The following is a 24,834-nucleotide window of genomic DNA, read 5'->3' on the forward strand; positions in this document are numbered from 1 at the left end:
CACGCATTCTGGCGCAGTCTGGCAAGGTCATGGCACCGCTGACAACTTTCCGTGACTGCAGGCTTTCAGACCGACAGGTCACGCAGGGTCAGATCCAGGCACTTGCGTGCTTTATCTACCAGCTCATCCACTTCCGCCTGGCTGATCACCAGAGGCGGCGCAATGATCATGGTGTCGCCCACGGCGCGCATGATCAGACCGTTATTAAAGCAGTGGCCGCGGCAGATCATGCCTACCGCCTTGTCACCCGGATAACGCGTGCGCGTCGCCTTGTCCTGCACCAACTCGATGGCGCCGAGCATACCGACGCCGCGTACTTCGCCCACCAACGGGTGATCCGCCAGCTCACGCAGACGACGTTGCAAATACGGTGCCGTTTCCGCTTTAACCCGCTCGACGATGCCTTCTTCCCTGAGAATGCGCAGGTTCTCCAGGCCCACCGCAGCGGCCACCGGGTGGCCGGAATAGGTGAAGCCGTGGTTGAAGTCGCCATGCGCCTCGATCACTTCGAACACCTTGTCGCTGACAATCAGCCCGCCCATCGGCACGTAACCCGAGGTCAGGCCCTTGGCGATGGTCATCAGATCAGGCTTGAGGTCGTAGTACTGGCTGCCGAACCACTCGCCGGTACGGCCGAAACCGCAGATCACCTCGTCGGCAACGAACAGGATGTCGTATTTGCCGAGGATTTCCTTGATCCGCGGCCAGTAGGTTTCCGGCGGGATGATCACGCCACCGGCGCCCTGGATCGGCTCGGCGATAAACGCTGCAACATTTTCTTCGCCCAGTTCGAGAATCTTCTTCTCCAACTGGTCGGCAGCCCAGATGCCGAACTCTTCCGGCGACTGCTCGCCACCCTCGCCGAACCAGTACGGCTGCGGAATATGGGCGATGCCCGGAATCGGCAGGTCGCCCTGCTCGTGCATGAACTTCATGCCGCCGAGGCTAGCCCCGGCCACGGTGGAGCCGTGGTAGCCGTTGTCGCGGCCGATGATGATTTTCTTGTTCGGCTGGCCTTTGCATGCCCAGTAGTGGCGCACCAGACGCAGCATGGTGTCATTGCCTTCCGAACCCGAACCGGTGAAGAACACATGGTTCATGCCGGCCGGCGCCAGCTGGGAAATGGCGCGGGCCAACTCAAGCACCGGCGGGTGCGCGGTCTGGAAGAAGGTGTTGTAGAACGGCAGTTGACGCATCTGCGTAGCGGCGGCTGCGACCAGCTCCTCGCGACCATAGCCGATGGCCACGCACCACAAGCCGGCCATGCCATCGAGGATTTTGTTGCCCTCGCTGTCCCACAGATGCACGCCCTTGGCCTCGGTGATGATGCGCGGGCCCTTCTCGGCCAGCTGCTTGTAATCACTGAACGGCGCCAGGTGGTGGGCCTGGCTCAGCGCCTGCCACTGCGCAGTCTTGGGGTTGTTCGCTTGCTGGTTCATTACCACACCTTCTTCTGTGAACGCTGCCGGCCACGGACTTGTAGAGCGGGCCGGGCGGCGATCCGCTTCAGCCCACCGAGTCGGCATGCAATGGTGGGCTGAAGCCCACCCTACCCTGCTAAACCGACAGCAGCAGGAACTCGCGTTCCCAGGAGCTGATCACGCGCTTGAAGTTCTCGTGCTCGGCACGCTTGACCGCGACATAGCCACGGATGAACTTCTCGCCGAGGAATTTCTCGGCGTCCTTGCAGGCTTCCATCCGCTCCAGAGCGCTCTCGATGGTCACCGGCAGGCGCAGGTTGCGACGCTCGTAACCACGGCCCTTGACCGGTGCACCGGGCCTCACCCCGCCGACCATACCCATGTAGCCGCACAGCAGAGTAGCTGCCAGCACCAGGTACGGGTTGGCGTCAGCGCCGGCCAGGCGGTTTTCCACACGACGGTTCTGCGGAGTCGCCTCAGGCACGCGCAGGCCGACGGTGCGGTTCTCCTCGCCCCACTCCACGTTCACCGGCGCCGAGGTATCGGGCAGGAAGCGGCGGAACGAGTTAACGTTCGGCGCGAACAGTGGCAGCAGCTCGGGGATGTACTTCTGCAGCCCCCCGATGTGATGCATGAACAGCTCGCTCATGGTGCCGTCTTCGTTGGAGAAGATGTTCTTGCCGGTTTTGATGTCGACCACGCTCTGGTGAATGTGCATGGCGCTGCCAGGCTCGTCGGTGATCGGCTTGGCCATGAAGGTGGCCGCCACGTCATGTTTGAGCGCGGCCTCACGCATGGTGCGCTTGAACACCAGAATCTGGTCAGCCAGGTGCAACGCGTCGCCGTGACGGAAGTTGATTTCCATCTGCGCCGGACCTTCTTCGTGGATCAGGGTGTCCAGATCCAGGCCTTGCAGTTCGCACCAGTCGTACATGTCTTCGAACAGCGGGTCGAACTCGTTGGCCGCATCGATGGAGAAGCTCTGACGGCCGGTTTCCGGACGGCCGGAGCGGCCAACAGGCGCCACCAGCGGGAAGTCCGGGTCGCTGTTGCGCTTGGTCAGGTAGAACTCCATCTCCGGCGCGACGATGGGCTTCCAACCCTTGTCGGCATACATCTGCAACACCTTCTTGAGGATGTTGCGCGGCGACAGCTCGATGGGGTTGCCCTGCTTGTCGAACGTATCGTGGATCACCATGGCGGTGGGCTCGATGGCCCAGGGCACGACGAAGACAGCGTTGGGGTCCGGACGGCAGAACATGTCGATGTCCGCCTCGTCCAGCAGGTCGTAATAGATATCGTCCTCGACGTAGTCGCCGGTCACGGTCTGCAGCAGCACGCTCTCGGGGAGGCGCATGCCCTTCTCGTCGAGAAACTTGTTGGTCGGCGAGATCTTGCCGCGGGCAATGCCGGTCAGGTCGCTGATCAGGCATTCGACTTCGGTGATTTTGCGTTCTTTCAGCCAGCTCGTGAGCTGGTCTAGCTTGGTACTCATAGAGACCTCAGGGTTGTAGAACCTGCTAGCAGGCTGTTGAAAAACTATCTGCGTTGGCAATGCTGCGTTAAAAACGGCCTCAAAATGCTCATTTACAACGCGTAAACTGCGCTTTTTCGGCCGTTTTTGCCTTGCCTTGCCTGCCTCGCCTACGTTTTTCAACGGCCTGCTAGACGTATAGCGGGTTCAGCGTTGCCCCGCCTTCCCCCTGCAAGCCTCACCAAAGGCCTGGAAGAAGACGAGATATTCAGGTGGATGCTACTAGGAGCAGAGCACCTCCGACACCCGAGTTTGCATACCAGGCAAAGAAAACTGCGTCCTCTTCGGCAGTTGCAGCAATGCCTCTGGCACGTGCAATGGCGGGCATTCGGCAGCTTCGGCAGATGCAGCAGGCGTCGCACTGGCCCGCACAAGCGGCCGACAGGGACGCGCCATGGCGTCGTGTGCGCTTTCGTGCAGGTTATCGAACGAAGGGAAAGCCCGATCAGGCAGGCCGAGCGGCGCTGCAAGGGCGAAAAGGCGAGACTGCTGCGTCACACCCTGGCGAGGCGCACTGCTACAGGTAGCTCGCCGCTTGCGCACACTCATTTCGAGGCAGCGCAAGGGATTGGCAAAACCCGTGACACTGGTACAAACGCTGACGCCGGTGGTCGGCAGGCAAAACATGAGGCACCCGTATTATTGCTGTTAGTGGGTTTGAGCCGAGCTTAGCTTTGTTCATTTTTTTACACAATAGCCCTGTAAAAAATTGAACACACCCCACTGAGCAGTCCGGCTGCTCAGCCTCTGAGGCGTACTGAAAGGCTCTGAAATGCCCCAAAAACGGCCATGACGCTCCAACGTAGAGCACGACGGGGCCAGCTTGACAGTAAAGAGCGTTTCGGATTGACTCACACCCATGCAGTTGCATGATTGATATATTTAACAAAAAGGTGTTGCATCATGTCGGTACCCCCGCGTGCCGTTCAGCTCAATGAAGCGAACGCGTTCCTCAAGGAACATCCCGAGGTCCAGTTCGTCGACCTTCTTATTGCAGATATGAATGGTGTGGTGCGCGGCAAGCGCATCGACCGCAATGCCCTGCACAAGGTGTACGAGAAAGGCATCAACCTGCCGGCCTCGCTCTTTGCCCTGGACATCAACGGCTCCACCGTCGAAAGCACCGGCCTCGGCCTGGACATCGGCGACGCCGACCGTATCTGCTTCCCCATCCCCAATACCCTGTGCAACGAACCCTGGCAGAAGCGCCCGACCGCGCAACTGTTGATGACCATGCACGAGCTGGACGGCACGCCTTTCTTCGCCGACCCGCGCGAGGTATTGCGCCAGGTGGTGCAGAAGTTCGACGAACTGGGCCTGCGTATCTGCGCAGCCTTCGAACTGGAGTTCTACCTGATCGACCAGGAGAACGTGAACGGCCGCCCGCAGCCGCCGCGCTCGCCGATCTCCGGCAAGCGCCCGCATTCCACCCAGGTCTATCTGATCGACGACCTCGACGAGTACGTCGACTGCCTGCAGGACATGCTCGAAGCCGCCAAGGAACAGGGCATCCCGGCCGATGCCATCGTCAAGGAAAGCGCCCCGGCACAGTTCGAGGTCAACCTGCATCACGTCGAAGACGCCATCAAGGCCTGCGACTATGCGCTGCTACTCAAGCGTCTGATCAAGAACATCGCCTACGACCATGAGATGGATTCCACCTTCATGGCCAAGCCCTACCCGGGCCAGGCGGGCAACGGTCTGCACGTGCACATCTCGCTGCTGGACAAGAAAACCGGCAAGAACATCTTCGCCGCCGACGATCCGCTGCAGAACAGCTCGCTGCGCCATGCCGTGGGCGGCATCCTCGATACCATGGCCGCGTCGATGGCCTTCCTCTGCCCCAACGTGAACTCCTACCGCCGCTTCGGCGCGCAGTTCTACGTGCCCAACGCGCCGAGCTGGGCGCTGGACAACCGCACCGTGGCCGTGCGCGTGCCCACCGGTAGCGCCGACGCCGTGCGCATCGAACACCGGGTGGCCGGCGCCGACGCCAATCCCTACCTGATGCTGGCGTCGATCCTCGCCGGCATCCACCACGGCCTGACCAACCAGATCGAACCGGGCGAGCCGATCGAAGGCAACTCCTACGAGCAGCTCGAACCCAGCCTGCCGAACAACCTGCGCGATGCCCTGCGCGAGCTGGACGACAGCGAGGTGATGAACAAGTACATCGGCTCGAAGTACATCGACATCTTCGTCGCCTGCAAGGAAGCCGAGCTGCAGGAGTTCGAGACCACCATCTCCGACCTCGAATACAACTGGTACCTGCATACCGTGTAAGCGCAGAAGCCGCCCACACCCGCTCAAGCGTGCCGGGCGGCTCAGCCTGCTTGCCCAAGTGACCGCGCCTGACGTCCAATAGCGCCTCACAACCGAGGAGCTTGTTCATGTCGCGCACTGCCAGCCCGCGCAAACCCCGCGCCAGCAGCCAGGCGAGGATCGCCCAGATCCTCACGGCAGCTCGCGAGCTGTTGGCCGAGCAAGGCATGGCCACCCTGTCGATCTACACGGTGGCTGAACGCGCCGGCATCCCGCCCTCGTCGATCTACCATTTCTTCGCCAGCGTACCGGCCCTGCTCGAAGGGCTGACCGCCGACGTGCATGCAGCCTTTCGCGCCAGCCTGCAGCAGCCGATCGATCACACTGCCCTGCGTAGCTGGCACGACCTCTCGCGCCTGATCGAGCAGCGCATGCTGGCCATTTATGCCGAGGATGCTGCAGCGCGCCAACTGATCCTGGCACAGCACGGCCTGGCCGAAGTGACCCAGGCCGATCAGCAGCACGACCTGGAATTGGGCCGATTGATGCATGCACTGTTCGACCGTCACTTCCCCCTGCCGCAATTGCCGACGGATATCGACGTTTTCAACCTGGCGATGTCGCTGGGTGATCGTGTTTATGCGCGTTCCGTGCAGTTGCACGGCCACATCACCCCGCGCCTGGCCGAAGAAGGCATGCGCGTATTCGATGCCTACCTCGGCCTGTACCTGCCGGCCGCGCTGCCGAAAAGGCCTGCACCGCTGACGTAATCCACCGTAGGGTGCGCCGTGCGCACCGATGGCATCTGACGCCGCGACCATCGTGTTGCCCAACCAAGCCCCCGCCACCTACGGCCCGAACCAATATAAATTCGATAAAAATCGCACTTATTTCGCCCTGACGACCAAATGCATCTTCTAATACCGATATTTATCGGATATAAATCGGATATCCCGCCCTGGTCGATGTTCAGCCACGGCACTCTGGATGGGCCGCCGAAGCGGCCTGCGAACGAGCCAAGAGGTGCTTCATGTCCCGTATCGTTACCGTCGCTGCGACCCAGATGGCCTGCTCCTGGGATATTCCCGCGAACATCGCCAACGCCGAGAGGCTGGTACGCCAGGCGGCAGCCCAGGGCGCCCAGATCATCCTGATCCAGGAGCTGTTCGAGGCGCCCTACTTCTGCCAGAAACCGAACGCCGACTACACCCAGCTGGCCACCACGGTGGCGGAAAATCCGGCCATCCAGCACTTCCAGAAGGTCGCTGCCGAGCTGCAGGTGGTGCTGCCGATCAGCTTCTTCGAGCGCGCCGGCCGCGCGCGCTTCAACAGCATCGCCATCATCGATGCCGACGGCAGCAATCTCGGTATTTATCGTAAAAGCCATATCCCGGACGGCCCCGGCTACCACGAGAAGTATTACTTCAACCCCGGCGATACCGGCTTCAAGGTCTGGGATACCGCTTATGCCCGCATCGGTGTCGGCATCTGCTGGGACCAATGGTTCCCGGAATGCGCGCGTAGCATGGCGCTGATGGGCGCGGAAATCCTCTTCTACCCCACCGCCATCGGCAGCGAGCCGCATGATGCCAACATCAGCTCGCGCGATCACTGGCAGCGTGTGCAGCAGGGCCATGCCGGCGCCAACCTGATGCCGCTGGTGGCCAGCAACCGCATCGGCCGCGAAGAACAGGACGGCTACGAGATCACCTTCTACGGCAGCTCGTTCATCGCCAACCAGTTCGGCGAGAAGGTCGAGGAGCTGAACCAGACCGAGGAAGGCGTGCTGGTGCACAGCTTCGATCTGACCGAGCTGGAGAAGGTGCGCACGGCCTGGGGTGTGTTCCGCGACCGCCGGCCGAACCTATACTGGCCGCTTTCCACACTCGATGGTGAAACCCTATCCGAATGAACGCAGCCCGGATGCAATCCGGGGCTTTTTCTCACGACTCCCCGGATTGCATCCGGGCTACAGGTGAAATATGACCACGCTGAACACCACGCCACGCGCCGATGGTTTCCGCATGCCGGCGGAATGGGAAACCCACAGCCAGACCTGGATGGTCTGGCCCGAACGCCCGGACAACTGGCGCAACGGCGGCAAGCCGGCGCAGGCGGCCTTCACCGCCGTGGCCAAGGCCATCGCCGAGTTCGAGCCGGTGACCGTGTGCGTATCCGCAGCGCAGTACGAGAACGCCCGTGCGCGCCTGGATGACGCCAACATCCGCCTGGTGGAAATCACCACCGATGATGCCTGGGTGCGCGATACCGGGCCGACCTTCGTCACCAACGCCAGCGGCGAAGTGCGCGGCGTGGACTGGGCCTTCAATGCCTGGGGCGGCTTCGATGGCGGCCTGTACTGGCCGTGGCTGCGTGACGACCAGGTGGCGCGCAAGATTCTCGAGATCGAAGGCTGCAAGCGCTATCGCACCGAGGGTTTCGTGCTCGAGGGTGGCTCGATCCATGTCGATGGTGAAGGCACCCTGATCACCACCGAGGAGTGCCTGCTGAACAAGAACCGCAACCCGCACCTGTCGCGCGAAGAGATCGAGAATGTGCTGCGCGACCACCTCTCCATCGACACGGTGATCTGGCTACCCGACGGCCTGTACAACGATGAGACCGACGGCCACGTCGACAACTTCTGCTGCTACGTGCGCCCAGGTGAGGTGCTGCTGGCCTGGACCGACGATGCGAACGACCCCAACTATCCGCGCTGCCAGGCCGCCATGCGCGTGCTGGAAAACGCGCGCGACGCCAAGGGCCGTCAGCTGACCGTGCACAAGATGCCGATCCCCGGCCCGATCCATGCCAGCGCCGAAGAATGCGCGGGCGTCGACATCGTCGACGGCAGCCAGGAGCGTAGTCCGGAGGTTCGCCTGGCCGGCTCCTACGTCAACTTCCTGATCGTCAACGGCGGCATCGTCGCGCCGAGCTTCGATGACCCGAAGGACGAAGAGGCCCGCGCCATTCTCCAGCGCATCTTCCCCGAGCATCGCGTGGTGATGGTGCCGGGCCGCGAGATTCTGCTCGGTGGCGGCAATATCCACTGCATCACCCAGCAGCAGCCGGCGCCGCAAGGGCGCTGAACCATGTAGGGCGTGTGCAGCCCGCACCGCTGCTGGCGGGTTTTACCCACCCTAGATCCATGAACGCCCGGCACATGCCGGGCGTTTCCGTTAGCGCCAACTCACTCGAACGGCTGCGGCCGCGGCGTATCGTTGTGCGACGGCGGAAGGATCGGCAAGGCGAAGCTCGGCTGCTCGCCGGTCAGGGTCTTTAGAAAGGCGGTGATCTTGCCGATCTCCTCCTCGCTCAGCTTACGACCCAACTGCAAGCGAGCCATGATGTCTACCGACTCTTCCAGCTTCCAATAGGCACCGTCGTGGAAGTAGGGATAGGTCAGTTCGACGTTGCGCAGGGTCGGCACCTTGAACTTGAAGCGGTCGGCATCCTTGCCGGTCAGGCCAGCCACCCCCTCGGCCGGATTGCTGGTTTCATAGGGTTCGACCAGCCCCATCTTCTGGAACGAGTTGCCGCCCAGCGCCGGGCCGTTGTGGCAAGCCACGCAGCCGATGGACTTGAACAGCTCGTAACCTTCCAGCTCGGTTTTGGTGATGGCCTCAGCATCCCCCTTGAGCCACAGGTCGAAGCGCGAGTTGGGCGTGACCAGGGTCTTCTCGAACTCGGCGATAGCATCGGTCACTTCGTCCAGGGTGATCTCGTCGGTTTTGTACACGGCCTTGAACGACTCGCGGTATTGCGGGATCGAGCGCAGCACGTCGACGGCGAGAATGTGGGTAAAGGCCATTTCCATCGGGTTGGCGATAGGGCCGGCGGCCTGTTCCTTGAGGTCGGCGGCGCGGCCATCCCAGAACTGCGCGAGGTTGAGACTGGAATTGAGCACGGTCGGCGAATTGATCGGCCCTTGCTGCCAGTTATGGCCGATGGAGCTCGGCAGGTTGTCGCTGCCGCCCATCGACAGGTTGTGGCAGGAGTTGCAGGAAATAAACCCCGAGCGCGACAGGCGCGGGTCGAAGAACAGCTGCTTGCCCAGCTCCACCTTGGCCGGATCAGTGATCTCGGCCGGTGCGATCGGCTCGACGGGTTCGTTGGCCGGTAGATTGGCCCAGGCGCTGGCGCCCAGGCACAACCCGGCCAGCAGGGTCAGAGTGCGCATGCGTGTATCTCCTCAGATATTGGCTGTTCTGGTTATGTCTCGACCATGCCCAGCGCACACCCGGGGCGACTTGATCTGCATCAAGCCGCATGCGCATCTCGCCTCAGTGGATATGTTTCATTTTATTTTGCAGGTGTTGATACCCAGCAATGGATACGCCGGGCAGAAACGCAAGATGCCGGTCGCCAGTGGCACCACACCGATCCAACCCCACAGACCGATGACACCGGCAAGACTCAGCGCGATAAGAATCAGACCTGCGGCGATGCGCAGACTGCGGTCGAGCGTTCCAACATTGGCTTTCATCGAGGTTCTCCAGGTCAACGTCCGCGCCAGCCTTCCAGCGCAGTAAAGATCAGCATGCCGGCGAGCATCGCCGCGACGAACAGCAGGGCCTGCCAGTGCCCGGTCAGCAGGATGGCAACAGCCGGCCCCGGACAGATGCCAGCGATACCCCAACCGACCCCGAACAGCAGGCTGCCGCCAATCAGGCGAGCATCGAGGTCACGACGCGTCGGCAACTGCATGGCGCCGCCGAGCAGTGCCTTGGTGCGCCGTTGCGCCAGATTCAACGGTAACGCTGCTACGCCTATGGCCCCGGCCATCACCAGCGCCAGCGAGGGATCCCAATTGCCGGCCAGATCGAGAAAAGCCAGCACCTTGGCCGGGTCGGCCATGCCCGCCAGCAGCAGGCCCAGACCAAACAGCAGGCCGCAGACGAATGCACTGAGTCTGGCCATGTTCAAGCTCCCAGCAGATGACGCAGGACAAAAACCGTGACGAAACCCGTGGCCATGAAGCACAGGGTTGCCAGCATCGAGCGCGGCGACAGGCGGGAGATACCGCAGACACCGTGGCCGCTGGTGCAGCCCGAGCCATAACGGGTGCCGATACCGACCAGCAAGCCGGCGACGATCAAGCCGAGACTGCTCGTCTCGAAATGAATCGACGGTAATGCCGCGAACAATCCCCAGAGCAGGGGCGCCAGGAGCAGGCCAACAAGGAACGCTGCTTTTTCGCCGCGCCCTTCGCCCTGACGCTGCAGCAGGCTGCCGAGCAGGCCGCTGATACCCGCTACCCGGCCATTGGCCAAGGCGAATATGGCAGCCGCCAGACCAATCAGCGCCCCCCCAGCCAGGGCGCTCCAGGGTGTGAAGCTGGCCCAGTCGATGTTCATTGCCGGCTCTCGCAGAACAGGCGGTAGAGCGTCTCGATCACCGCCAGCGCCGCCGGGCTGCTGATGCGATAGAAGATCTGCTTGCCGTCACGACGAATCTTCACCAACCCCTCGCGGCGCAACACCGCCAGTTGCTGGGACAGCGTCGGCTGCTGGATACCGAGCAGCGCCTCCAGCTCGCTGACGTTGCGCTCGCCTTGCGACAGCTGGCAGAGCAGTAACAGGCGATCAGGATTGGCCAACGCCTTGAGCAGTTGCCCGGCGGCGTCGGCATTGGCACGCAGCTGCTGGATATCGATGGGCTCAGTCATGGAACACCCTCACTTAATACAATATGTATTTATATATATTGTATTTCGAACAAATGTTAGCCCAACCGACCAGCGGTTAAAGAGGGAGTTGAACGGGCCTTACAAGAACGCGCCTACCTGCATCAACCGATGCATGCACAGCACAAATCGTGGGAGGGGCTTTAGCCGCGAAAAGAACTCGCCGCTAAAGCGCCTCCTACAGGGGGTATTACTCCCAGGGTTACATACGGGCTATCACTGACGCCCTGGACGCGAATTCATTAGCAGAGCCCAGAAACGCAGAAACCCGCCGCAGCGGGTTTCTGGATCGAGGCCTGATGAATCAGGCGTCGGCGTCAGCAGCAGCCTGATAGGCGGCAGCGTCCAGCAGCTTGTCCAGCTCGCTGGTGTCGCTTGGCTTGAGCTTGAAGAACCAGCTGCCGTACGGATCGCTGTTAACGCTTTCCGGGCTGTCGGCCAGTGCCTCGTTGATGGCGATCACTTCGCCGCCAACCGGTGCGTAGATGTCGGAAGCAGCCTTGACCGACTCCACCACGCCAGCTTCCTGGCCAGCGTTCAGCTGCTTGCCAACTTCCGGCAGCTCGATGAACACCACGTCACCAAGGGCTTCCTGGGCGTGGTCGGAGATGCCCACGGTCACACTGCCGTCAGCCTCCAGGCGCGCCCACTCGTGGCTGGCGGCATAACGCAGATCGGCGGGGATATTGCTCATGTGTCTTTCCTCGTAAGCGATGACGGCAAGTGGGCCGTCAGGACAATTTAGCAGGCCGCGGCGCCAGGGGAAGCCAGCACCGCGACCTGATGATTCAGATAAGGGTTTTACCGTTGCGCACGAAGCCCGGCCTGACCACACGCACCGGGTACCACTTGCCGCGGATCTCCACCTCGGCACGATCCCCGGTGGCTGCCGGCACCCGTGCCAGCGCGATGGATTTGTTCAGCGTAGGCGAGAAGCTGCCGCTGGTGATCTCACCGTCACCGATACCTTCGACGCGCACCACCTGGTGCGCGCGCAGCACGCCACGCTCCTCCAGCACCAGGCCAACCAGCTTGCTCGAGCAGCCGGCGGCGCGCTGCGCTTCCAGCACTGGACGACCAATGAAGTCGCGCTCGGCTGGTTCCCAGGCGATGGTCCAGGCCATGTTGGCAGCCAGCGGGCTGACCTGCTCGTCCATGTCCTGGCCATACAGGTTCATGCCCGCCTCCAGGCGCAGGGTGTCACGCGCGCCCAGGCCAATCGGCGAAATACCGGCACCGACCAGATCGTTGAAGAAAGACACCACCTCTGCCGCCGGCAGCACGATTTCCAGACCATCCTCACCGGTATAACCGGTTCGGGCGATGAACCAATCACCCTCGGGCAGACCCTGGAACGGCTTGAGCTCGTGAATCAGTGCGGCACGGGCCTGGCTCAGCAGCTCGCAAACCCGTGCGCGCGCCTTCGACCCCTGAATGGCGAGCATGGCCAGATCGCGACGCTCGCGCAGTTGCACGTCGAAGTCACCCGCTTGCGCATGCATCCATGCCAGGTCCTTGTCACGGGTACCAGCGTTGAGCACCAGACGGTAGCCGCCTTCGGTGAGGTAGACGATCAGGTCATCGACCACCCCGCCCTGCTCGTTGAGCATGGCGCTGTACAGCGCCTTGCCGGGCGTCTGCAGGCGCGCCACGTCATTGGCCAGCAGGTGCTGCAGGTAGGCCTGCGCCTGCTCACCGCTGACGTCCACCACACACATGTGCGAGACATCGAACACGCCGCACTCGCGGCGCACCTGATGATGCTCCTCCACTTGCGAACCGTAGTGCAGCGGCATGTCCCAGCCGCCGAAATCCACCATCTTGGCCCCCAGTGCCAGGTGCAGGTCATAGAGGGGGGTGCGCTGTCCCATGGGTAAATCTCCTTCCGGGCTTGGCGAAGCGATTCAGACCCCCGAGAAGCTAGCTGCGTTGCCATTGCTGCGTTGCAGCCAGGCTCAAAATGCTCATGTGTATGAGCACAGTCGGGCGCGACCCCGGCCGTTTTTCACCTGCCTGCGCCTTGCACTGGCGGCCTCGGCTCGAGCATCCTGCTTCGCTCTACCTCCTGCATCCATGCAGTCGTCGCCTACGCTTCTCGGCACGTCCGCCGGGTTACCCCGGCTCGCGAATGGCGCGCATTGTAGCCGCATGCGTCCGGGGGGTCATCCTGGCTTCAGGTCGTAGGGCGGGTGCAACCCGCCATGCCCCGACACTGGCGGGTTGCACCCGCCCTACATCGTTGTCTTGATCAACCGAAACCGCGGGCCGAACGGCGGATCAGCAGGATCACCGGCAACAGGCCGACCAGCACCAGGGTCAGCGCCGGCAGCGAGGCGCGTGCCCATTCGCCTTCGCTGGTCATTTCAAATACCCGTACCGACAGCGTGTCCCAGCCGAACGGGCGCATCAGCAGGGTAGCCGGCATTTCCTTGAGCACGTCGACGAATACCAGCAGCGCGGCCGACAGGGTGCCTGGCAGCAGCAGCGGCAGATAGACCTTGAAGAACAGCCCGAAGCTGCCAACACCGAGGCTGCGCGACGCCTCCGGCAGCGACGGACGAATCCGCGCCAGGCTGGTTTCCAGCGGCCCGAATGCCACGGCCATGAAGCGGATCAGATAGGCCACCAGCAGCGCCGTGAGGCTACCCATCAGCAGCGGCTTGCCGGCTCCACCCAGTGCCGTGGATAGCGGAATCACCAGTTCACGATCAAGGAAACTGAAGGCCAACATGATCGCCACCGCCAGCACCGACCCCGGCAGGGCATAACCGAGGTTGCCCAACGCCACACCGAAACGCACGCCGCGATTCGGCGCCTGACGCCGGGCGAAAGCCAGCAGCATGGCCACACTGACGGTGATCAGCGCCGCCATGCCGCCCAGATAAAGGGTATGCAGAATCAGCCCGGCGTAGCGCTCATCAAGGTCGAAGCGACCGCGTTGCCAGAACCAGGCCAGCAGTTGCAGCAGCGGGATGACGAAGGCGCAGGCGAACACTAGGCCGCACCAGGCGCTGGCGGCAAAGGCCTTCCAGCCATGCAGGTGGTACAGCGCCTTGCCGCGTGGCCGCTCGTTGGCAGGCCGTGCGGCACCACGCGCACGGCGCTCGCCATAGAGCACCAGCGCCACCGCCAGCAGCAGCAGGCTGGCCAGCTGGGTGGCACTGGTCAGGCTGTAGAAGCTGTACCAGGTCTTGTAGATCGCCGTGGTGAAGGTGTCGAAGTTGAACACCGACACCGCACCGAAATCGGCCAGGGTTTCCATGATCGCCAGGGCTAGACCGGCGCCAATGGCCGGCCGCGCCATCGGCAGCGCCACCCGCCAGAACGCCTGCCAGGGGCTCTGCCCGAGCACCCGGGCCGCCTCCATCAAGCCCTTGCCCTGAGCCAGGAAGGCGCCACGGGCGAGCAAGTAGACGTAGGGGTAGAAAACCAGCACCAGCACGATGATCACACCACCGGTGGAGCGCACCCGCGGCAAGCGCAAGCCGCTGCCGAACCATTCGCGCAGCAGCGTCTGCACCGGGCCGGCGAAATCCAGCAAGCCGACGAAGACGAAGGCCAGGACATAGGCGGGAATGGCGAAGGGCAGCATCAGCGCCCAGTCCAGCCAGCGCCGACCCGGGAACTCGCAAAGGCTGGTGAGCCAGGCCAGGCTGACGCCCAGCAGTGTCACGCCCACACCGACGCCAATCACCAGCGTCAGCGTGTTGCCAATCAGCCGCGCCATCTGTGTCTGCCACAGGTGCGCCCAGATCTGCTGATCCACCTCATGCCAGCTCAGCAGCAATACCGACAACGGCATCAGCACCAGAACGGCGACGGCAAGGACGATGGGGTACCAGCGACGCTGGACGGGATGCGGCACGCGGATTCCTCGACTACGGAAATGACGACGCCCCGGCTAGGCGGGGCGTCGCAGTATAACGGCAGCGCTGTGCTCGTCGATGATCGTTACGCGCTTACTGCCAGCCAGCACGATCCATCAGCATGGTCGCTTCGGCCTGGCGCTTGCCAGCCACTTCGGTGGCCACGGTATCGGCCTTGAAAGTGCCCCAGGAAGCCACCTCGGCAGACGGTTTCACCGCCGGGTTGGCCGGGTACTCCTGGTTAACACCGGCGAAGATGCTCTGCGCTTCTGCGGTGGTCATCCATTCCAGCAGCTTCTTGGCCTGTTCGGCATGCGGTGCATGCTTGGTCACACCGGCACCGGCCAGGTTGACGTGCACGCCACGGTCGTTCTGGTTCGGCCAGAACGGCTTGACCTTCAGATCCGGCTGCTGCTTGTGCAGACGGCCGTAATAGTAGGTGTTGGTGATACCCACGTCGCACTGGCCGGCGTCGATGGCCTGCAGCAGCGCGGTGTCATCCGGGAATACGTCGGTGGCCAGGTTGTTGACCCAACCCTTGACGATTTCTTCGGTCTTCTCGGCGCCGTGGGCTTCGATCAGGGTAGCGGTCAGCGACTGGTTGTAGACCTTCTTGCTGGTGCGCAGGCACAGACGGCCTTCCCAGTTCTTGTCGGCCAGGGCTTCGTAGGTGGACAGCTCCTCCGGCTTGACGCGCTCGGTGGAGTAGAAAATCGTCCGTGCGCGCAGCGACAGGCCAGTCCAGCTGTCGGTGCTGGAACGGTACTGAGCGGGGATGTTGGCATCGATCACGGCGGACTTGGTCGGCTGCAGCACGCCTTCCTGCTCGGCCTGCCAGAGGTTGCCGGCGTCGACGGTGATCAGCAGATCAGCCGGGGTGTTGGCACCTTCAGCCTTGAGGCGGGCGATCAGAGGGGCTTCCTTGTCGGTGATGAACTTCACCTTGACCCCGGTTTTCTCGGTATAGGCATCGAATACCGGCTTGATCAGCTCATCGATACGGGCGGAATAGACCACCACTTCATCGGCAGCCTGGACGGCAGTTGCCAGGGTGCTGAGCGTGAATGCAGCGAGAAGCGCGTTGCGAGCCTTCATGGGACCAGCCTCTTGTGGATTACAAAGTGGCTGAATAGTAGTGAATGTTATTTGCCTTCTCAACGTAAACAGCAAGACCACACACAGCAGTTATTACAAGTTGCGTCAGCTCAGACTCGTGCCAGCTCCGGCAAGTCGCCCGTTAGCCCAAGCGCCTGACGCACGAACAGCGCCTTGGCCTCGGCCTGGCTGTCGACCAGATCGAGGCCGACGTTGCGCAGCAGGCGCAGCGGCAGCGGGTCGGCCTGGAACAAACGCTGGAAGCCCTCCATCGCCCCCATCATCGCCAGGTTGTGCGGCATGCGCCGACGCTCGTAGCGGCTCAGCACGCGCTCATCACTGAGGTTCTCACCTCGCATAGCGGCATGCAGCAGCACCTCGGCCAGCACCGCCGCATCGAGAAAGCCCAGGTTGACGCCCTGCCCCGCCAGCGGGTGGATGGTGTGTGCGGCATCGCCGATCAGCGCCAGCCCCGGCTCCACGTAGCGCTTGGCATGGCGTTGACGCAGCGGGATGCACAGACGGCGATCGGCATGCAGCACCTTGCCCAGACGGGATTCGAAAGCCTTGCCCAGCTCGGCGCAGAAGGCCTCATCATCCAGCGCCATCAAGCGCTCGGCTTCGACCGGTACGGTGGACCAGACGATCGAGCACCAGTGCTCGCCGGCCGGCCCGGCCAGCGGCAGGAAGGCCAGCGGCCCATCATCGGTGAAACGCTGCCAGGCAGTGGCCTGGTGCGCACGCTCGCAGCGCACGCTGGTCACGATGGCGTGGTGCAGATAATCCCATTCGCGCGTCGCGCAACCGGCCAGGCGGCGCACCGCGGAGTTGGCGCCGTCGGCCGCGACCAGCAACGGTGCGCGCAACTGACGGCCATCGGTAAGCGTCAGCAGCCATTCATCGCCGCTGCGGCGCAGTTGCTCCAGGCGTGCGCCGGGCAGCAGGCCGATCTGGCTGTCGTGCAAGCGCTCGAGCAGGGCATCCTGCACCACGCGATTCTCGACGATATGGCCCAGCGTCTCGGCATGCACGCTGGCGGCAGCGAAGTGAATGCTGCCGGTACCGGAGCCATCCCACACGCGCATCTCGCCATAGGGGCAAGCACGCCGTGCAGCGATGCCTGGCCAGGCGCCCAGGCGCTCGAGAATGCGCTGGCTGGCCATCGACAATGCGCTGACGCGCGGCTCGAACGGCGCCTGCGCATCGAAGGGCGACACGCTCAGCGGGCTGCCGTCGACGATCAGGATGTCCAGACCGCTGTGCTCCAGCGCCAAGGCCAGGGTACTGCCAACCATACCGGCGCCGACGATGATCAGATCCGCTCGCATATTCATTCCTTGGCTGTCACAGACTTCGCGTACCCATGCCCATCGCCTGCCGGGCGAACCAGCGCTTGGCCGGCGGCAGCAGGTCGAGGCCGAGCAAACCCAGGTTGCGCCCGGCAGTCAGCAGCGGCTGGGCGTTGCTGAACAGACGCGTCACCTGGTCGGAGAAGCCGACGGTCATCTGTTGATCGAGCTGCTGCCGTTGCAGGTAACGCTGCAGGGTGGCGAAATCGCCCAGTGTTGCCTCGCTATCGATCAGCACCTCGGCCAGCGCCAGGGTATCGCGCAGCGACAGGTTGTAGCCCTGGCCGGCGATGGGGTGCAGGCTGTGCGCGGCGTTGCCCAGCACCACCAGATGCGGACGCACCTGCTCCTGCGCCTCGACCAGGCTCAGCGGATACAGATGCCGCGCACCCACCTGGCGCAAGGCGCCCAGGCGATAACCGAAGGCCTGCTGCAACTCGCTTAGAAAACTCGACTCGCTGGCGCGCAACAGACGTTCGGCGTCAGCCGCGGCGCGTGTCCAGACCAGTGCACAGCGGTTATCGCTCAACGGCAGCAGCGCCATCGGGCCGTCATCGGTGAAACGCTCGAAAGCCTGCCCACGATGCGCTTCCAGCGGGCTGACGTTGGCGATCAGCGCACTCTGCCCGTAAGGCTTGCTGCTGACGCCGATGCCGAGCTGCTCGCGCAGGCCGGAACGCCCACCATCGGCAAGAATCGCCAGGTCGCAGTCAAGGCAGGTTTCGTCGTTCAGGGTCAGGCGATAGCCATCGTCGAGGCGCTGCATGCCGACCACTTCGGCCGGGCAGCGCCATTCGATCACACCCACATCCAGCGCCTGCCACAGACAATGGCCGAGCCAGGCGTTCTCAGCTACGTAACCGAGCGCCGGCACGCCTTCCTCGATGGCCTGCAGGCGCGTGGCGCCGAAGCGGCCGCGGTCGGAAACATGAATCTGTTGAATCGGCTCAGCCCGCTGGGCAATGCTCTGCCACAGGCCCAGGCGCTCGTAGATCAACCGGCTGCCATAGGACAGCGCGGTAGAGCGCGCGTCATAGCTGGGCTGGTATTCGCTGCCCGGGGCAAAGGGTTCGATCAGAGCGATGCGCCAGCCACGCTGACGCGCGGTGTCCTGCAGCGCCAGCGCCAGGCTCGCGCCGACCAGACCGCCACCGATGATCGCCAACTGTACGCGTGACATGGGCTCAGGCCGCCTCGCTACGCGCGGCCGCCATCAGCGCCTCGATCTCGGCAACGGTCTTGGGCACACCGTTGGTGAGAATCTCGCAGCCCTTCTTGGTCACGACCACGTCGTCCTCGATGCGCACACCGATGCCGCGCCATTTCTTGGCAACCTTGTCGTTGTCAGGGGCGATATAGATGCCTGGCTCGACGGTCATCGCCATGCCGATCTCCAGCACGCGCCACTGCCCGCCGACCTTGTAATCGCCGACGTCATGCACATCCATGCCCAGCCAGTGGCCGGCGCGGTGCATATAGAAAGGCTTGTAGGCTTCGCTGGCGATCAGCTCGTCAACATCACCCTCGAGCAGACCCAGATCAACCAGGCCGGCAGTGATCACCCGCACGGTGGCCTCATGGGCCTCGTTCCAGTGCCGGCCTGGAGCAATGAACTTGAATGCCTCCTCGTTGGCCTTGAGCACCAGTTCGTAGATGGCCTTCTGCTCGGGCGAGAACTTACCGCTGACCGGGAAGGTTCGGGTGATGTCGCTGGCGTAGCAGTCGATCTCGCAGCCGGCGTCGATCAGTACCAGGTCGCCGTCCTTGAGCGGTGCATTGTTCTCACGGTAGTGCAGGATGCAGGCATTTTTGCCCGCGGCGACGATGCTGCCGTAGGCCGGCATCTTCGCCCCGCCCTTGCGGAACTCGTACTCCAGCTCGGCTTCCAGGTGGTATTCGAACAGACCGGCGCGGCTGGCCTGCATCGCGCGCACGTGCGCACGCGCACTGATCTCGGCCGCCTCCTTCATCACCTTCACCTCGGCAGCCGACTTGTACAGACGCATGTCGTGCAACAGGTGATCGAGGGCGACGAACTCGCTCGGCGGCGTGGCGCCCTGACGGGCCTTGGCGCGGATGTGGTTGATCCACTCCATCAGCCGATGATCGAACTCCTGGTTGCAACCGATGGCGTAGTAGACGCGCTCGCGGCCTTCGATCAGCCCCGGCAGGATGTCGTCGATATCGCCGATGGGGAAAGCGTCATCGGCGCCGAATGTACTGATCGCACCGTCCTGGCCGGCGCGCAGGCCGTCCCACAATTCGCGCTCCGGGTCACGCTCGCGGCAGAACAGCACATATTCGCCATGCTCGCGCCCGGGAATCAGCGCCATCACCGCCTCCGGCTCGGGGAAACCGGTGAGGTACTGGAAGTCGCTGTCCTGGCGGTAGACATGCTCGACGTCACGGTTGCGGATATACACCGGCGCTGCCGGCAGAATGGCGATGCTGTTGGGTTCCATCTGCGCCATCAGCGCCTTGCGCCGACGGGCATATTCGGACTTGGGGATGCTGATCACGGCAGGCTCCGGCAAAAATCAGTGCAGGGAGGGTTTGGCGGCAGGCGCAGCGGGCTTGGCGCATTCGCTAAACAGCAGCAGCGGCGCCACCCGCAAGTACTCCATGACCTCCATGTAGTCGCTCTCGCCATCTTCGGACTCTTCCAGGGCACTCTGCACCTGAGCGATGGCGGAGAGATCCTGCAACACTTCCATGGCTTCGGCGCTCAGCGCGCCGTCGCGGGCGGCCAGGCCGAAACCGGCGAGAAAGCCCTGGCACCACTGCCCCAGCGCGACCGCGCGCTGCGCCAGCGGAGCTTCGTCATCGGGCAACAGCAGCACCACGGTGATGTCCTCGCTGCACAATTCGCCCTTGACCATCTCCTGCAGGCCGATCAGCGCCTGGCGCACGTTGTCCTGCGGCTCGCCGCCGAGCAGATCAGCCGCGTCGAGCAGCCAGGCATCGGCGTCGAAGCCGGCGCCTGCACAGCTGCGACCAAGCAGCAGGCCGTGCAGTTCGGCAGGGGAAACGGAATGCCCGGCGCTGTTGAGCAAAGCGGCGAAGGCGGCGTAGGGAGAGCTTGGAATCGACATAGATAGCTAGGCGCCAGGCGGCGCAATCTCTAGAATGGAGGCCTCGTATCCTAGCACCGGCAGACGCGGCAAGACCATCCGAGGCCGCCGGGGTGATGCCGTCATCTGCATCACACCACTGCCAAGCATGGTTTGACCCATGACGGGCGCATCTAAGAACGTAGGCGAGGCAGTCAGCACAAGGCAAAAACAAGCGAGAAACGGTCGGAGTCGCGCTCGACTTTACGAGTTGCAATTAACATTTTGAGCTTGTTTTTAACGCAGTGATGACAACGCAGGTAGTTTTTAGAGGTGCCCTGAACGGGACAGGCCTATATAGTCCAGCCATTCCCTCCCATAGCGAGAGCCCATGGAAGACGCCGATTTGCACGCATTGACCGCCAAGCTGGAGCTGCTGATCCAGCGTGTCGAGCAGCTAAAGGCTCACAACCGACTCCTGCTGGCGAATGAACAGGCCTGGCGCGAGGAACGCGCTCATCTGATCGAAAAGAACGAATTGGCCCGGCACAAGGTCGAATCGATGATTTCGCGCCTCAAAGCCCTGGAGCAGGACTCATGACCCAGTCGAACACCGTGACCGTCCACATTCTGGACAAAGAATATTGCATCGCCTGCCCGCAGGATGAACGCGCCAACCTGGAAAGCGCTGCCCGCTACCTGGACGGCAAGATGCGTGAGATCCGCACCAGCGGCAAGGTGATTGGCGCCGACCGCGTGGCGGTGATGGCCGCGCTGAACATCACCCATGACCTGCTGCACAGGCAGCAGCGCCTGGATCAGGACGCCAGCTCCACCCGCCAGCAGGTGCGCGATCTGCTCGATCGTGTCGACCATGCGCTGGCCGACGACCCGACGCCCTGAGCACCTTCATGCCTGCCATTTCGTCGCAGGCCGCCCCGCACACCCTCTGTTCGGGTATACTAAGCCCAACTTCCTGGGGTGTGCGCCAGTCGGTGATGTCCCTGAGCCGATACGCACAACCACGGGGGTTGCAAGTTGGGGCCGGTGTGCATGTCCGCCTGACGGAAAGCCTTAACGCCTCCTGCAACCTCCACCTTGAACTTTCGGGTTCAAGGGCTAAACCGACAGCGGCACGCCGGGAAGTCATCATTTCCTGCAGCGCGTTTCAGCACTGCTATCTGCCTCAGCACAACCTCACCTCATGACCACGTCCAGCACTCCCAGTCGCCCGCAACTGCGCCGCGTACTGCGCCTGCGCCGGCGTGCGCTCAGCCGCAGCCAGCAACGTGTTGCTGCACGCAACCTGTATCGGCAACTGGCACAAAGCCCGCAGTTTCGTCGCGCCCGGCACATCGCCCTGTACCTGCCCAACGATGGCGAAATCGATCCGCGGCCACTGCTCGCCGCTGCGCAGAAACGCGGCAAGCACATCTACCTGCCGGTGCTCAGCGCCTGGCCGCGCACCAAGATGGTCTTCCAGCGCGTCAGCCGGCACGAGAAACTGGCAGGTAATCGTTTTCGCATCCTCGAACCACGCCCGCAGCCAAAGCGCCAACGCAAGGTCTGGGCCCTGGATCTGGTGCTGCTGCCGCTGGTGGGCTTCGATGATCGTGGCGGGCGCCTGGGCATGGGGGGCGGCTTCTACGACCGCAGCCTGGCCTATCTGCACAGGCGCAAGAATTGGCACATGCCGACGCTGCTGGGCCTGGCGCATGAATGTCAGCGCGTGGACGAACTGGCGATGGCCAGCTGGGACGTGCCCTTGCAGGCAACGGTGACGGACAAGGCGTGGTATTGAGGTGAACCCTGCGGCACCGCACTCCCTGCGGTGCTCACGCGGGCAAACGGAGCGTCAGGGCTGCTGCGTGATATTGGCTGGAGCGTCGCCCTGGCGTTCCCAGAGACTCTGGGTGTAACCCGTGGTAACCACGCCCAGGCTGAACAGTACGACGAGAACCCACAAAAGATCTGGCTTGCGTTTCATCTATTGCCTCCCCCTTCAAGGCAATGCGCACGTTAGTCGCGCGCTATTGTTGTGTGCAATAAGGCGGCGCCAGGTGTTTAGCCGAGCATTTTCCGCCAGTCCCGAACGCAGTGCAATTTCCGGCGTCAACCGACCGTCGGAGACTTTCACTCAAACAAGCGTCCGCTTACGGACAGACCTGCAGGAGCAAAGTTCATGCCCCATTGGCTAATGAAATCCGAACCCGACGAACTGTCGATTCTCGATCTGCAACGCCTGGGCAAAACGCGCTGGGATGGCGTACGTAATTACCAGGCGCGCAACTTCATGCGCGCGATGCGGGCAGGCGACCTGTTCTTCTTCTATCACTCCAGTTGCCCGCAGCCGGGCATCGCCGGCATTGCACGCATTGCCGGCGAGATCTACCCGGACCCAACCGCGCTCGACCCAGACAGCCATTATCACGACCCCAAGGCCAGTATCGAGAAGAACCCCTGGAGCGCCCTGGACGTCGAATTCGTCGAAGCCTTCGACGAGGTCCTGCCCCTGCAGCAGCTGAAGAACAACCCGCTACTGGCCGAACTGGCGCTGGTACAGCGCGGCAGCCGCCTGTCCGTGATGCCGGTCAGCGATGACCAGTGGGCGGCCATTCTCGCCATGCGTTGAGTCAACTGCGGCACTGTGCTATCACCCTACAGAGCCTCGGGAGTTTTCCATGCCGGCATCCTCCGTCTGGCCGGCGCGCCTTGCGCTGGCGTTCCTGTTAGTGGTGCTGAGCAGCGCCAGCGTTCTACTGTGGCGCCAGATCGATGCCGTGCAACAGCAGCGCATCGACGAGCGTATCGGTTATCAGGCACGCAGCCTGGCACGCCAGCTGGAAAGCACCCTGCACCTGGAAGTCGCCAACCTCGAGCGTATCGCCCGCCTGTGGAACAGTCTGGGCCGCCTGCCACGTGCCAGCTGGGACGAGGAGGTCGAACTGACCCTGCGCGGCTTTCCGGTCTACCAGTCGATCCAGTGGGTCGGCGCCGATCTGCACATGCGCTGGCTGTTGCCGGTCGCCGGCAACGAAGCGGCGCTGGATTTCACGCTGGCCCCCGAACACCCGAATTACCCGCTGGCCATGGAAGCCCGTGACAGCGGTGAGCAGCGCTTCTCCGGCAGTGTCGAACTGGTGCAGGGCGGACGCGGCTTCGTCCTCTACACCCCTCTGTACCGGATGCAGGAAGGCACGCGAGTGTTCGACGGCTTCCTCCAGGGCGTATTTCGCGTCGAGCCGCTGATGCTGCAGTTGCTCACCCAGATCGACCGCGAAGCCTTCAATCTCGAGCTACTTGAGCATGACCAGAGCCTGTACCGACATGGCACGGCGGATAGCGATGCACCGCACAGCCTGCAACTGGGCCTGAGCCTGCTCAACAACCAGAGCTTCAGCCTGCGCCTGAGCCCCACCGAGCAATTGCTCGACCAGCTCGAATCGCCCCTGCCCGGCGTGGTGCTCGGTGCCAGCCTGGCCATCAGCCTGCTGCTGGTCGCGGCCCTGGCCCTGGCGCTGGAGAACAGTCGCCGCGCCCGAGCCTTGCAACTGGCCAATCGACGTTTCCGCGAGGAAGCCGAACGCCGCGAAGAAACCGAACAGCGTCTGCGCGAGAACCGTGAGCGGCTGCAGTTGGTGCTCGACCTGACCGACTCCAGCCATGACGGACTGTTCATCTTCGACAGCGACAGCCGCGAGCTGCTGCACATGAACCAGGCCACCTACGCCACGCTCGACTACCGCCCTGAACAGTTCGCCGAATTGCTGCGCGATGCCCCGGACAAGCTCATGCCGGGTTTTCATCGCTGGCTGGAGCAGGCGCGCCAGGCGCAGCGCGACAACCTGTCGCGGATCTTCCAGCGCGAACTGATTCGCCGCGACGGCAGCCGGCAACCGGCCGAGATCAACACCCAGCTGGTGCAACTGCATGATCACGAATACCTGATCGCCGTTTCCCGCGACAACAGCGAGCGCCTGCAATTGGAAGCGCAACTGCAGCGCCTGTCACAGCTCGACGGCCTGACCGGCCTGTACAACCGTCGCTACTTCGACCAACAATTGCTGGCTGAATGGCGCCGCCTGCGCCGCCTCGCAGCACCACTGGCACTGCTGATGCTGGATATCGACTACTTCAAACCCTACAACGATGCCCTCGGCCACCTCGCCGGTGACGACGCCCTGCGCAAAGTCAGTGCTGCCCTGCGCGAAAGCCTGCAGCGCGAAGGCGACACCGCCTGCCGTTACGGCGGCGAGGAGTTCGCCATCATCCTCGCCAACACCCATCAGGAGGGTGCCGAGCAGGTCGCCGCACGCATCCATGCGGCGGTTGCCAGCCTGGATATCAAGCACCCAAGCAGCCCGCTGGGGCGTTTGACCCTGAGTATCGGCATCACCGTAGTGGATCCGGTGATTGACGAACAGCCAGGCGAATTGCTTGCCCAGGGCGATCAGGCGCTGTACCGTGCCAAACATGAAGGGCGTAACCGCACCTGCCTGTGGCAGCCGCCCGTGCTTGACCTGCATCAAGCCACCTAATGCGCATTCGACAGACAATCGACAGGTCGTGAA

25 protein-coding genes and 1 other RNA gene are annotated in these 24,834 nt (G+C 63.0%); 10 read left to right on the forward strand and 16 right to left on the reverse strand.

Annotated elements, in window-relative coordinates; genetic code table 11:
- Positions 1 to 65: 65 nt before the first annotated feature.
- Positions 66 to 1,439, reverse strand: coding sequence for an aspartate aminotransferase family protein (locus N5J71_RS09965; protein ID WP_279916791.1), 1,374 nt, complete (start codon positions 1,437 to 1,439; stop codon positions 66 to 68).
- A gap of 118 nt (positions 1,440 to 1,557) precedes the next feature.
- Complete coding sequence (locus tag N5J71_RS09970) at positions 1,558 to 2,916, reverse strand: glutamine synthetase family protein (RefSeq protein WP_074855158.1); 1,359 nt, start codon at positions 2,914 to 2,916, stop codon at positions 1,558 to 1,560.
- Between the two features lie 942 nt (positions 2,917 to 3,858).
- Between N5J71_RS09970 and N5J71_RS09975 the strand changes: the two genes are divergently transcribed.
- From N5J71_RS09975 to aguA, 4 genes are all read left to right on the forward strand, one after another.
- Positions 3,859 to 5,238, forward strand: a complete 1,380-nt coding sequence (locus N5J71_RS09975; RefSeq protein ID WP_279916792.1) for a glutamine synthetase family protein — start codon at positions 3,859 to 3,861, stop codon at positions 5,236 to 5,238.
- 107 nt (positions 5,239 to 5,345) lie between these two features.
- Complete coding sequence (locus tag N5J71_RS09980; RefSeq protein WP_074855156.1) at positions 5,346 to 5,987, forward strand: TetR/AcrR family transcriptional regulator; 642 nt, start codon at positions 5,346 to 5,348, stop codon at positions 5,985 to 5,987.
- 260 nt (positions 5,988 to 6,247) lie between these two features.
- Positions 6,248 to 7,129 (forward strand): N-carbamoylputrescine amidase, encoded by an 882-nt coding sequence (gene aguB, locus N5J71_RS09985; RefSeq protein WP_084342368.1) that lies wholly within the window; start codon positions 6,248 to 6,250, stop codon positions 7,127 to 7,129.
- 70 nt (positions 7,130 to 7,199) lie between these two features.
- Positions 7,200 to 8,306, forward strand: coding sequence for an agmatine deiminase (gene aguA / locus N5J71_RS09990; protein WP_128578417.1), 1,107 nt, complete (start codon positions 7,200 to 7,202; stop codon positions 8,304 to 8,306).
- A gap of 101 nt (positions 8,307 to 8,407) precedes the next feature.
- Here the strand turns inward: aguA and N5J71_RS09995 are convergent, their stop codons facing one another.
- From N5J71_RS09995 to N5J71_RS10055, 13 genes are all read right to left on the reverse strand, one after another.
- Positions 8,408 to 9,397, reverse strand: coding sequence for a cytochrome-c peroxidase (locus tag N5J71_RS09995; RefSeq protein WP_279916793.1), 990 nt, complete (start codon positions 9,395 to 9,397; stop codon positions 8,408 to 8,410).
- Positions 9,398 to 9,514: 117 nt separating this feature from the next.
- Positions 9,515 to 9,703, reverse strand: a complete 189-nt coding sequence (locus N5J71_RS10000; RefSeq protein WP_003458674.1) for a YgaP family membrane protein — start codon at positions 9,701 to 9,703, stop codon at positions 9,515 to 9,517.
- A 14-nt stretch (positions 9,704 to 9,717) separates the two neighbouring features.
- Positions 9,718 to 10,137 (reverse strand): DUF6691 family protein, encoded by a 420-nt coding sequence (locus N5J71_RS10005; RefSeq protein ID WP_279916794.1) that lies wholly within the window; start codon positions 10,135 to 10,137, stop codon positions 9,718 to 9,720.
- Positions 10,138 to 10,139: 2 nt separating this feature from the next.
- Positions 10,140 to 10,574 carry a YeeE/YedE family protein gene (locus N5J71_RS10010; RefSeq protein WP_106735105.1) on the reverse strand — a complete coding sequence of 145 codons (435 nt, stop codon included), beginning with the start codon at positions 10,572 to 10,574 and terminating at the stop codon, positions 10,140 to 10,142.
- Positions 10,571 to 10,885 (reverse strand): ArsR/SmtB family transcription factor, encoded by a 315-nt coding sequence (locus N5J71_RS10015; RefSeq protein ID WP_279916795.1) that lies wholly within the window; start codon positions 10,883 to 10,885, stop codon positions 10,571 to 10,573. Before N5J71_RS10015 ends, N5J71_RS10010 begins: the two co-directional genes overlap by 4 nt.
- A gap of 322 nt (positions 10,886 to 11,207) precedes the next feature.
- A complete protein-coding gene (gene gcvH, locus N5J71_RS10020; protein ID WP_003458665.1) occupies positions 11,208 to 11,597 on the reverse strand; it encodes a glycine cleavage system protein GcvH in 390 nt (129 codons plus the stop codon).
- Between the two features lie 94 nt (positions 11,598 to 11,691).
- On the reverse strand, positions 11,692 to 12,774 hold the full coding sequence (gene gcvT / locus N5J71_RS10025; RefSeq protein WP_279916796.1) for a glycine cleavage system aminomethyltransferase GcvT: 1,083 nt from the start codon (positions 12,772 to 12,774) through the stop codon (positions 11,692 to 11,694).
- A gap of 377 nt (positions 12,775 to 13,151) precedes the next feature.
- Entirely contained in the window at positions 13,152 to 14,768 is a 1,617-nt protein-coding gene (locus N5J71_RS10030) for an ABC transporter permease (RefSeq protein ID WP_125874201.1), read from the reverse strand.
- Positions 14,769 to 14,862: 94 nt separating this feature from the next.
- On the reverse strand, positions 14,863 to 15,864 hold the full coding sequence (locus tag N5J71_RS10035) for an extracellular solute-binding protein (RefSeq protein ID WP_279916797.1): 1,002 nt from the start codon (positions 15,862 to 15,864) through the stop codon (positions 14,863 to 14,865).
- 110 nt (positions 15,865 to 15,974) lie between these two features.
- Positions 15,975 to 17,192 carry a 2-octaprenyl-3-methyl-6-methoxy-1,4-benzoquinol hydroxylase gene (locus N5J71_RS10040; RefSeq protein WP_279916798.1) on the reverse strand — a complete coding sequence of 406 codons (1,218 nt, stop codon included), beginning with the start codon at positions 17,190 to 17,192 and terminating at the stop codon, positions 15,975 to 15,977.
- Between the two features lie 16 nt (positions 17,193 to 17,208).
- Positions 17,209 to 18,393, reverse strand: a complete 1,185-nt coding sequence (ubiH, locus tag N5J71_RS10045; protein WP_279916799.1) for a 2-octaprenyl-6-methoxyphenyl hydroxylase — start codon at positions 18,391 to 18,393, stop codon at positions 17,209 to 17,211.
- Positions 18,394 to 18,397: 4 nt separating this feature from the next.
- On the reverse strand, positions 18,398 to 19,732 hold the full coding sequence (gene pepP / locus N5J71_RS10050) for a Xaa-Pro aminopeptidase (RefSeq protein WP_074857480.1): 1,335 nt from the start codon (positions 19,730 to 19,732) through the stop codon (positions 18,398 to 18,400).
- A gap of 18 nt (positions 19,733 to 19,750) precedes the next feature.
- Complete coding sequence (locus N5J71_RS10055) at positions 19,751 to 20,305, reverse strand: YecA/YgfB family protein (protein ID WP_084341090.1); 555 nt, start codon at positions 20,303 to 20,305, stop codon at positions 19,751 to 19,753.
- Between the two features lie 349 nt (positions 20,306 to 20,654).
- Between N5J71_RS10055 and N5J71_RS10060 the strand changes: the two genes are divergently transcribed.
- The 4 genes from N5J71_RS10060 (at position 20,655) to N5J71_RS10075 (ending at position 22,064) form a co-directional block, all read left to right on the forward strand.
- The gene (locus tag N5J71_RS10060; RefSeq protein ID WP_074857487.1) at positions 20,655 to 20,864 is read left to right on the forward strand and encodes a TIGR02449 family protein; all 210 of its coding nucleotides are present in this window, start codon (positions 20,655 to 20,657) and stop codon (positions 20,862 to 20,864) included.
- Positions 20,861 to 21,166: a cell division protein ZapA gene (locus tag N5J71_RS10065; protein ID WP_074857491.1), complete on the forward strand. Its 306-nt coding sequence runs from the start codon at positions 20,861 to 20,863 to the stop codon at positions 21,164 to 21,166. Before N5J71_RS10060 ends, N5J71_RS10065 begins: the two co-directional genes overlap by 4 nt.
- Positions 21,167 to 21,233: 67 nt before the next feature.
- A non-coding RNA gene (gene ssrS, locus N5J71_RS10070) (6S RNA) lies at positions 21,234 to 21,412 on the forward strand.
- A gap of 55 nt (positions 21,413 to 21,467) precedes the next feature.
- Positions 21,468 to 22,064 carry a 5-formyltetrahydrofolate cyclo-ligase gene (locus N5J71_RS10075; protein WP_074857494.1) on the forward strand — a complete coding sequence of 199 codons (597 nt, stop codon included), beginning with the start codon at positions 21,468 to 21,470 and terminating at the stop codon, positions 22,062 to 22,064.
- A gap of 54 nt (positions 22,065 to 22,118) precedes the next feature.
- Here N5J71_RS10075 and N5J71_RS10080 read toward each other — a convergent pair whose 3' ends face one another.
- Positions 22,119 to 22,250, reverse strand: coding sequence for a hypothetical protein (locus tag N5J71_RS10080; protein WP_104728536.1), 132 nt, complete (start codon positions 22,248 to 22,250; stop codon positions 22,119 to 22,121).
- Between the two features lie 195 nt (positions 22,251 to 22,445).
- Here N5J71_RS10080 and N5J71_RS10085 point away from each other — a divergent pair, with 195 nt between their 5' ends.
- A complete protein-coding gene (locus tag N5J71_RS10085; RefSeq protein ID WP_084341089.1) occupies positions 22,446 to 22,895 on the forward strand; it encodes an EVE domain-containing protein in 450 nt (149 codons plus the stop codon).
- A 49-nt stretch (positions 22,896 to 22,944) separates the two neighbouring features.
- Positions 22,945 to 24,801 (forward strand): sensor domain-containing diguanylate cyclase, encoded by a 1,857-nt coding sequence (locus N5J71_RS10090; RefSeq protein WP_279916800.1) that lies wholly within the window; start codon positions 22,945 to 22,947, stop codon positions 24,799 to 24,801.
- Positions 24,802 to 24,834: the final 33 nt, after the last annotated feature.

The organism is Ectopseudomonas oleovorans, assembly GCF_029845265.1.
GTDB classification, from domain to species: domain Bacteria; phylum Pseudomonadota; class Gammaproteobacteria; order Pseudomonadales; family Pseudomonadaceae; genus Aquipseudomonas; species Aquipseudomonas oleovorans.

What these genes read in the sequence shown, in the direction of transcription:
- N5J71_RS10015 (WP_279916795.1), bottom strand. Translation starts at nt 10,885, where the DNA reads ATGACTGAGCCCATCGATATCCAGCAGCTGCGTGCCAATGCCGACGCC.
- N5J71_RS10035 (WP_279916797.1), bottom strand. Translation starts at nt 15,864, where the DNA reads ATGAAGGCTCGCAACGCGCTTCTCGCTGCATTCACGCTCAGCACCCTG.
- N5J71_RS10040 (WP_279916798.1), bottom strand. Translation starts at nt 17,192, where the DNA reads ATGCGAGCGGATCTGATCATCGTCGGCGCCGGTATGGTTGGCAGTACC.
- N5J71_RS10055 (WP_084341090.1), bottom strand. Translation starts at nt 20,305, where the DNA reads ATGTCGATTCCAAGCTCTCCCTACGCCGCCTTCGCCGCTTTGCTCAAC.
- N5J71_RS10065 (WP_074857491.1), top strand. Translation starts at nt 20,861, where the DNA reads ATGACCCAGTCGAACACCGTGACCGTCCACATTCTGGACAAAGAATAT.
- N5J71_RS09980 (WP_074855156.1), top strand. Translation starts at nt 5,346, where the DNA reads ATGTCGCGCACTGCCAGCCCGCGCAAACCCCGCGCCAGCAGCCAGGCG.
- N5J71_RS10085 (WP_084341089.1), top strand. Translation starts at nt 22,446, where the DNA reads ATGCCCCATTGGCTAATGAAATCCGAACCCGACGAACTGTCGATTCTC.
- N5J71_RS09995 (WP_279916793.1), bottom strand. Translation starts at nt 9,397, where the DNA reads ATGCGCACTCTGACCCTGCTGGCCGGGTTGTGCCTGGGCGCCAGCGCC.
- aguB (WP_084342368.1), top strand. Translation starts at nt 6,248, where the DNA reads ATGTCCCGTATCGTTACCGTCGCTGCGACCCAGATGGCCTGCTCCTGG.
- gcvT (WP_279916796.1), bottom strand. Translation starts at nt 12,774, where the DNA reads ATGGGACAGCGCACCCCCCTCTATGACCTGCACCTGGCACTGGGGGCC.
- aguA (WP_128578417.1), top strand. Translation starts at nt 7,200, where the DNA reads ATGACCACGCTGAACACCACGCCACGCGCCGATGGTTTCCGCATGCCG.
- N5J71_RS10000 (WP_003458674.1), bottom strand. Translation starts at nt 9,703, where the DNA reads ATGAAAGCCAATGTTGGAACGCTCGACCGCAGTCTGCGCATCGCCGCA.
- N5J71_RS09975 (WP_279916792.1), top strand. Translation starts at nt 3,859, where the DNA reads ATGTCGGTACCCCCGCGTGCCGTTCAGCTCAATGAAGCGAACGCGTTC.
- N5J71_RS09965 (WP_279916791.1), bottom strand. Translation starts at nt 1,439, where the DNA reads ATGAACCAGCAAGCGAACAACCCCAAGACTGCGCAGTGGCAGGCGCTG.
- ubiH (WP_279916799.1), bottom strand. Translation starts at nt 18,393, where the DNA reads ATGTCACGCGTACAGTTGGCGATCATCGGTGGCGGTCTGGTCGGCGCG.
- N5J71_RS10010 (WP_106735105.1), bottom strand. Translation starts at nt 10,574, where the DNA reads ATGAACATCGACTGGGCCAGCTTCACACCCTGGAGCGCCCTGGCTGGG.
- N5J71_RS10080 (WP_104728536.1), bottom strand. Translation starts at nt 22,250, where the DNA reads ATGAAACGCAAGCCAGATCTTTTGTGGGTTCTCGTCGTACTGTTCAGC.
- N5J71_RS10090 (WP_279916800.1), top strand. Translation starts at nt 22,945, where the DNA reads ATGCCGGCATCCTCCGTCTGGCCGGCGCGCCTTGCGCTGGCGTTCCTG.
- N5J71_RS10005 (WP_279916794.1), bottom strand. Translation starts at nt 10,137, where the DNA reads ATGGCCAGACTCAGTGCATTCGTCTGCGGCCTGCTGTTTGGTCTGGGC.
- gcvH (WP_003458665.1), bottom strand. Translation starts at nt 11,597, where the DNA reads ATGAGCAATATCCCCGCCGATCTGCGTTATGCCGCCAGCCACGAGTGG.
- N5J71_RS09970 (WP_074855158.1), bottom strand. Translation starts at nt 2,916, where the DNA reads ATGAGTACCAAGCTAGACCAGCTCACGAGCTGGCTGAAAGAACGCAAA.
- N5J71_RS10075 (WP_074857494.1), top strand. Translation starts at nt 21,468, where the DNA reads ATGACCACGTCCAGCACTCCCAGTCGCCCGCAACTGCGCCGCGTACTG.
- N5J71_RS10060 (WP_074857487.1), top strand. Translation starts at nt 20,655, where the DNA reads ATGGAAGACGCCGATTTGCACGCATTGACCGCCAAGCTGGAGCTGCTG.